The following is a 7,670-nucleotide window of genomic DNA, read 5'->3' on the forward strand; positions in this document are numbered from 1 at the left end:
GCCCGCTGCCGACGCTGGAAGAACTGCCGGTGTCCCTGCGTGGCCGCAACAATGCTCTGCTGGACGTGGCACTGGCGCAGATCGCGCCGGCCGTTGCCGATGCCATCAACCGTTACGGCGCCGAGCGTGTGGCGGTGGTGCTGGGCACCAGCACCTCGGGCATCGGTGAATCCGAACAGGCGCTGCGTACCCGCGCCGAGCACGGCCATTGGCCCGAAGGCTTCGACTACGCACAGCAGGAAATGGGCACCGCCGCGCAGTTCGTGCGTGAGCGCAGCGGTGCGCTGGGCCCGGCCTGGACGCTGTCCACGGCCTGTTCGTCCAGTGCCAAGGCGTTGATGTCGGCCGCGCGCATGCTGCGCTCGGGCATCGTCGATGCGGTCATCGCCGGTGGTGCCGACTCCCTGTGCCGGTTCACCGTTGCCGGGTTCAGCGCGCTGGAATCGGTCTCCGCAGTGCGCTGCAATCCGTTCTCGCAGCATCGCTGCGGGATCAACATCGGCGAGGGCGCCGCGCTGTTCCTGCTGACCCGCGATGCAGGCCCGGTCAGCCTGGCGGGGTGGGGTGAGTCGGCCGACGCGCACCATATGTCGGCACCGGACCCGCAGGGTCTGGGTGCCATCGATGCCCTGCAGCAGGCGTTGCAGCGTGCTGGCTGGGCACCTTCGGAAGTGGATTACGTGAACCTGCATGGCACCGCGACCGGCCACAACGACGCCATGGAAAGCCACGCTGTGGCGCAGGTGCTGGGCACCGCCGTGCCGGCCAGTTCGACCAAGCCACTGACCGGCCACACGCTGGGTGCGTCCGGTGCGATCGAAGCGGCGCTGTGCTGGATCCTGCTGGCCGAGAATCCGCAGCAGCAGCTGCCGCCGCACTGGTGGGACGGCGTGGCCGATCCGGCGCTGCCGGCGTTGCCGCTGGTAGCCCCGGCGACCTTCCTGCAGCAGCTGCCGCGGCGGGTGCTGAGCAATTCGTTCGCCTTCGGCGGCAGCAATGCCGTGCTGGCACTGGAGCGCCGATGAACATGCCGCTGTATGCCATCGAAGAGGTGGTGCCGCACCGCCGGGACATGTGCCTGCTGGACCGCATCCTGCGCTGGGACCAGGACGGCATCGAGGCGGAACTGGTGGTGCCCGAGGCCGGCCTGTTCATCGAAGACGGTGCGGTCCCGGCATGGGTCGGCATCGAATACATGGCCCAGGCCATCGCTGCCTGGGCCGGCTGCCGCGCACGCACGGCCGGCAACCCGCCGCAGCTGGGCTTCCTGCTTGGCAGCCGGCGCTATACCAGCACGCGCAGCAGTTTCCCCAGTGGCACCCGCCTGCAGGTACAGGCGCGTTGCGAGCTGTTGGGCGACAATGGATTAGGGATGTTCGCCTGCCGCATCCTGGCAGGCGAAGAAGAATGGGCGGTTGCCAACGTGTCGGTGTTCGAACCGGCCGACTCGATGGCCTATCTGGAGAGTGGACAGGCATGACAGGAAATCGAAGCGTGCTGGTGACCGGCGCGAGCCGGGGCATCGGCCGGGCCATTGCGCTGCGTATCGCGCGCGATGGCTTCGACGTGGTGGTGCATTGCCGCAGCCGTGTGGAAGAAGCACAGGCAGTGGCCGACGAGATCCGCGCGCTGGGCCAGCAGGCCCGCGTGCTGGCCTTCGACGTGGCCGACCGTGCTGCCGCGCGTGCTGCGCTGGAGGCCGACGTGGAGGCACATGGCGCCTATTACGGCGTGGTGTGCAATGCCGGCATCGCCCGTGACGGCGCGTTCCCGGCATTGTCCGAGGACGACTGGGACCAGGTGATCCACACCAACCTGGACGGTTTCTACAACGTGCTGCATCCGCTGATCATGCCGATGGTGCGGCGGCGCAAGCCGGGCCGCATTGTCACCCTGTCCTCGGTGTCGGGCGTGGCCGGCAACCGTGGCCAGGTCAATTACAGTGCGGCCAAGGCCGGCATCATCGGTGCCAGCAAGGCACTGGCGCTGGAACTGGCCAGCCGCCAGATCACCGTCAACTGCGTGGCCCCGGGCCTGATCGAGACCGACATGCTCAACGAAGAAGTGGTCGAACACGCATTGAAGCTGATCCCGGCCGGCCGCGTCGGCCGTCCCGAGGAAGTGGCGGCCACGGTCGCGTTCCTGCTGTCCGAGCCGGCCGGGTACATCACCCGCCAGGTGATCTCGGTCAATGGAGGGATGATCTGATGGCCGCCGATCGTCGCGTGGTGGTCACCGGTGCCGCCGCCATCAGTCCGCTCGGCCACGACTGGCCGACCATCCAGGCCCATCTGCGCAGCTGCCGCAACGCGGTGCGTTCGATGCCGGAATGGGATGTGTATGCGGGCCTGAACACCAAGCTGGCCGCGCCCGCGCAGGACTATGAGCTGCCGCCGAACTACAACCGCAAGACCACCCGCTCGATGGGCAAGGTCGCGATCATGTCGGTGCGCGCCACCGAGGTCGCCCTGCGTGAGGCAGGCCTGTTCGAGCACCCGGTGCTGCGCAGTGGCCGCACCGGCGTGGCCTACGGCTCATCGTCGGGCAGCCACGAGGCCACCGGCGAATTCGGCCGCATGCTGCATGAGTTCACCACCGACGGCATCAGCGCCACCACCTACCTGAAGATGATGAGCCACACCGCGCCGGTCAATATCGGCGTGTTCTTCGGCTTGTCCGGCCGTGTCTACACCACCTCCAGTGCCTGTACGTCGGGCAGCCAGGGCGTGGGCGCCGGCTACGAAGCGATCCGCAGCGGCAAGCAGACGGTGATGGTGGCCGGTGGCGCCGAGCAGCTCGACGCCACTGCCGCCGCTGTGTTCGACACCCTGTTCGCCACCAGCACGCGCAACGATGCGCCGCACACCACCCCGCGCCCGTTCGATGCCGGCCGCGATGGCCTGGTGCTGGGCGAGGGCGCCTGCACGCTGATCCTGGAGGATCTGGAGCACGCGCAGGCACGTGGCGCGACCATCCTCGCTGAGATCGTGGGCTACGGCACCAACAGCGACGGCCAGCACGTCACCCAGCCCAGCGCCGATACCATGGCCCAGGCCATGCGCCTGGCGCTGGAAGACGCCGGTCTGCAGCCGGCGCAGATCGACTACGTGAACGCCCATGGCACCGCCACCGACCACGGCGACATCGCCGAGACCCAGGCCACCGCCCAGGTGTTCGGCAGCCGCGTGCCGATCAGCTCGTTGAAGAGCTACGTCGGCCACATGCTGGGCGGTTGCGGCGCGTTCGAGGCCTGGATGAGCATCGAGATGATGCGCGCCGGCTGGTTCGCGCCCACCCTGAACCTGGTCGAGGTGGACCCGCGTTGCGGCCAGCTCGACTTCATCACCGGACAAGGCCGCGAGCTGCAGGCCGAGTACGTGATGAGCAACAACTTCGCCTTCGGCGGCATCAACACCTCGCTGGTGTTCCGCCGCTGGAGCGCGTGACCCCGCTGTACCCGCACCCCAACAAGGAGACGTTCCGATGCGCCGCACCCTGCTGATCGCCACTGCCACCGCGCTGCTGGCCCTGACTTCCACCGCTTCGGCGCGCGATACCCGCGTCGAACAATCCCTGCGCGAGCTGATCAGTTCGCAGGCCGCCAAAGATGCCGGCATCGATGGCAGCGTGCGCTTCTACCTGGCCGGCCAGCCGGTCAGCGTGCAGCAGCGCCTGGGCGAAGACGTGACCAACAAGAAGACCAACGCTGCCAACAAGAGCGATGTCGAGGCCTGCAACTGGGTCGCGCTGTCGGCACTGCTGGCCCTGCAGGACGGTGCCAAGTCGCGCGGCGCCAACGCCGTGGTCGACATCGTCAGCTACTACAAGAAGAACGAGTTCAAGAGCGCGACCAACTACGAGTGCTGGGCCGGCACCTTCGTCGCCGGCGTGGCCCTGAAGGGCACCTACGCCAAGGTCAAGTAAGCGCTGCCGACCGGTGGCGCAGCCTGAACGGCGTCGCCACATTGCTGAACCTCAACGGGGAAACGCCGTCGATCGCGCCGCCATCGTCGCGTGACGGCTTTCCCCGGTGTCGGCTTTCCGACACAATCACGGCTCTTCCCGGGTTATCGTCCCGTGGACATGCACGCCTACGTCTATAAAAGCCAACTCAAGCCGGACACCTACGTCTATCTCGCCCGACGCGATGACTTCAGCGCTTTGCCTGCGCCGCTGTCGACGTCGTTGGGTTCGCTCGTCTTCGTGCTGGAAGTGACCCTGGACGCGGAGCGCCGGCTGGCCCAGGCCGACCCGGCCAAGGTGCGCAGCGAACTGACCGAGCGCGGGTTCTACCTGCAGGTGCCGCCGTCGGTGAGCAGCATGATGCTGCGCCACTATGACTGAGCTTTCCCGATCCCGCGCCCTGTCGCTGGCCTTCACCCTGGGTGCCTTGCTGGCACTGGGTTCGGCGCTGGGCGGCCTGCCCGGTGCGGTGCTGGCGGCACTGGCACAACCGGCGTTCGCATTGGGAGTCTCGTGGTGGCGGCGCAGCCGTGCGCTGCTGCCGCCGAAGGTGATCGTCCGCCAGGACCTGCCGGCGCTGCTGGCACTGTGGATCGCCGCACCGTTGCTGCTGGCCCTGTTGCTGGCCTGGCCGCTGGCCGCGCTGCGCGACAGCGGTAGCCTGGCTGCGGTGCTGGGCCTGAGCGTGCTGGTCAGCGCCGGCCTGCTGGCGGCCTGGCGCACCTGGCCGCTGTGGAATGATGTCGAGCGCCTCGATGGTGGCCTGGCCCAGCATTGGCAGGCGCTGGCCGGCCGCGACCTCAGCGCCTGGCGTGGCCTTGGCGTGGCCGCACTGGTGATGGCCCTGGCCGCACTGGTGGTACTGCCGACCTGGCCGGGCCTGCTGCCGGAAAGCGCGCGTTGGCCGTCGGCACTGGCGGTGCTGCTGCTGTCGCCGCTGCTGCACCTGCTGCTGCAGCGCATCGCACCGGCGCCGCTGGTCTCGCTGCGCGGCCCGGTTAGCGCTGAACTGCCGGTCGATCGCGAGACGTTGTTCAGCGCGGTCGCCGACACCACCCCACTGGAAGCCTTGGCGCCGCAGGAGCTGACCCCAGCCCTGTACGAAGCCGCACGCCACGGCCGCATCGACCGTGCGCTGCAACTGCTGCAGGCCGGCGCCGATCCGTATTCCCTGCCGGACCCGAACTGGCGCGACCAGCGCAGCCTGGCGGTGCTCGCCGCTGTATTGCCGGACCTGCGCCTGCTGCGCGAGCTGATCGGCCGCGGCGTCGATGTGAACGCGCCGCACCGCGGCATGACCCCGCTGCTGGCCGCGACCCGCGACAGCTGGCATGGGCGTCCGGAAGCGGTGATGACCCTGCTGGCCAACGGTGCCGATTCGCGCGCCACCGACAGCGAGGGCAACACGCCCCTGCACCACGCCGCACGCAGTTCCGACCCGGGCGTGGCCGCACTGCTGCGTGATGCGGCGGCTGAAGTCGACGCACTGAACCGTGATGGTTGGTCGCCCTTGGCGGTGGCCTGCCAGGTCGGCAACTGGCGCTTGGCGCGCTTCCTGCTGGAGCGTGGCGCGCGCAGTGAACCGGTTGACGGCACCCCGGTGCTGCTGGCCGCGGCCGCCACCGAGGACGACGATCCGGCAGGTGTGCAGCTGCTGCTCAAGCACAAGGCCCGAGCCGACGCGCGTGACCGCCAGCGCCGCAGCGCGCTGCATGAAGCCGCACTGGCCGGCCACGTGGACATCATCGGCGTGCTGCTTGCCGCCGGTGCCAACCTGGAAGCGCGCGATGCGCTGGGCCGCACCCCGTGGCTGGAAGCCGCACGCGCCGGCCGGGCCGCCGTGGTCGAGCACCTGCTGCCGCACAAACCCGACCTGGTTGCGGTCGACACCGATGGCCGCAACGCGGTGCTGCTGGCCACGATGGCCGAGGACGTTTCGCCGCTGTTGATCAAGCGCCTGCTGGAACTGGGCATCGCCGCCGACGGCAGCGATCCGGCCGGCCGGCGCGCGGTGGACTACGCCGCCGAAGCCGGTCGCTGGGCGATCGTGGCCCTGCTGGATCCGTCCTACCCGTTGCCTGCCGCCGTCAGCGATGGCCTGGCCGAGCGCGGTGAGACGGCCAGTGCCAGCGGCCTGCTGCCGGATCGCCCGCCGTTGACCCTGCTGCGCGAGGCGCTGGGGTTCGGCAATACCGATGGCATGGCCGCACTGGCCAGGCTGTGCCAGCCGGAAGAACTGGGTGGCCTGCTGCTCGATCCGGAGCTGGCACTGGAGCCGCGCGCGGTCGACTGGCTGCTCGCCCATGGTGCCGATCCGTACGTGCGTGACGCCTGTGCCGATACACCGATGTTCGCGCTGCTGTCGCGCGGTATCGATGCCGTACCGGCCCTGCAGGTGATGCTGCAGCATGGCCTGTCGCCGGCCGGCCGTGGTGGCCTGGCGCGTTTCCTGGCCGCCTGCGCGCAGCACGACCAGGCGGCGCGTGGCCTGGAACAGCTGGCGCTGGAACTGCTGGAACGCGGCGCCGATCCGTTTGCGGCCTCGCCGGCCGGTGATCCGCCGCTGTCACTGGCGGTGCGCCTGGGTTGGCTGCGCCTGCAGCAGGCCCTGCTCACCACTGGCGTGGATCGCGAAGCACGCGACAGCCATGGCATGACCGCGCTGCATCTGGCCACTGCACTGGCGCGCGAAAGCGCCTTGAAACTGCTGGTGCAGCACGGCGCCTCGCCGGAAGCGCGTGCAGCCGATGGGCAGACACCGCTGGGCGTAGCGTTGTCGATCGGTCGTCGTGATCTGGCTGATTGGCTGGACTGGCGCGTCTGGCCGCTGCCGCGCCGGACCCTGCGCGAAGGTGATCTTCCGGCCGCCGCGATGGCCGGTGATGTCGACGCCGTGCGTCGTCTGAATGATCTGGGCTTTGCCATCGACGCCGTCGATGCGCAGGGCTGCACCGCGCTGCTGCGTGCTGCCGGCGGTGGCCACCTGGCCGTGGTCGACCTGCTGCTGGCGCGCGGCGCTGATCCGCAGCATGCCGCTGCCAGTGGTGCCACGCCGTTGTCAGCGGCGGTCAGCATGCGCCAGGTCGAGATCGTCTCGGCCCTGCTCGACGCCGGTGCGCAGCTCGAACACCGCCTGCCAGGCGGGGTCACCGTGCTGATGCTGGCCTCGGCGCTGGGCCTGCCGGACATCGTGGCGCGCCTGCTCACCGCCGGTGCCGATGTGCACGCCGGCGATGCCCAGCAGCTGGCGCCGCTGCACTGCGCAGCCCTGTATGGCTTCAGTGCGCGCGACCGTTCGCGCCTGCTGGCGCTGCTCGATACCCTGCTGCTGGCTGGTGCAGAGCCGGACCAGGCCGCCGCCGGTGCGGTCACGCCGTTGCTGCTGCTGCTGGGCGCGCGCGCCGAACCGGGAACCGCCTGCGACGAGCAGGTGGTGATGGCCGCCGTCGAGCGCCTGCTGGATGAAGACGTCAGCCTGGACGTGCGCGATCCGCGCGGCTTCGGCCCGCTGCACCTGGCCGCCCTGCACGGGTTGCCGCTGCTGGTGCAGCGCCTGCTGCGCGCCGGTGCCGACCCGGAAGCACGTGACGGCTTGAACCGCRGCCCGCGCGAGATCGCGGTGATGCGCGGCTTCATCGACGTCGCCGCCGAGTTCGAGCCGCGCGTGCCGGGTGTCTCTTCGATGGCCAGGTTCCTGCGCGACAACG

7 protein-coding genes are annotated in these 7,670 nt (G+C 69.6%); all 7 read left to right on the plus strand.

Annotated elements, in window-relative coordinates; genetic code table 11:
* The coding region (locus AB4Y84_RS08200; RefSeq protein ID WP_442249975.1) for a beta-ketoacyl-ACP synthase at positions 1-1,025 on the plus strand (1,025 nt) is incomplete at its 5' end.
* On the plus strand, positions 1,022-1,480 hold the full coding sequence (locus AB4Y84_RS08205; RefSeq protein ID WP_442244202.1) for an ApeP family dehydratase: 459 nt from the start codon (positions 1,022-1,024) through the stop codon (positions 1,478-1,480). The genes AB4Y84_RS08200 and AB4Y84_RS08205, both read left to right, overlap by 4 nt.
* A complete protein-coding gene (locus tag AB4Y84_RS08210; protein ID WP_191077616.1) occupies positions 1,477-2,208 on the plus strand; it encodes a 3-ketoacyl-ACP reductase FabG2 in 732 nt (243 codons plus the stop codon). The genes AB4Y84_RS08205 and AB4Y84_RS08210 overlap by 4 nt, the downstream gene beginning before the upstream one ends.
* Complete coding sequence (locus AB4Y84_RS08215; RefSeq protein WP_025877989.1) at positions 2,208-3,446, plus strand: beta-ketoacyl-ACP synthase; 1,239 nt, start codon at positions 2,208-2,210, stop codon at positions 3,444-3,446. Before AB4Y84_RS08210 ends, AB4Y84_RS08215 begins: the two co-directional genes overlap by 1 nt.
* 37 nt (positions 3,447-3,483) lie before the next feature.
* On the plus strand, positions 3,484-3,924 hold the full coding sequence (locus AB4Y84_RS08220; RefSeq protein WP_025877987.1) for a hypothetical protein: 441 nt from the start codon (positions 3,484-3,486) through the stop codon (positions 3,922-3,924).
* A 159-nt stretch (positions 3,925-4,083) separates the two neighbouring features.
* Positions 4,084-4,344: a YcgL domain-containing protein gene (locus tag AB4Y84_RS08225; RefSeq protein ID WP_442244201.1), complete on the plus strand. Its 261-nt coding sequence runs from the start codon at positions 4,084-4,086 to the stop codon at positions 4,342-4,344.
* Positions 4,337-7,670, plus strand: a 3,334-nt coding sequence (locus AB4Y84_RS08230) for an ankyrin repeat domain-containing protein (RefSeq protein ID WP_442249976.1), incomplete at its 3' end; no start/stop codon positions are given. The genes AB4Y84_RS08225 and AB4Y84_RS08230, both read left to right, overlap by 8 nt.

This window comes from Stenotrophomonas sp. 2YAF22, from assembly GCF_052114665.1.
Lineage (GTDB): Bacteria > Pseudomonadota > Gammaproteobacteria > Xanthomonadales > Xanthomonadaceae > Stenotrophomonas > Stenotrophomonas indicatrix.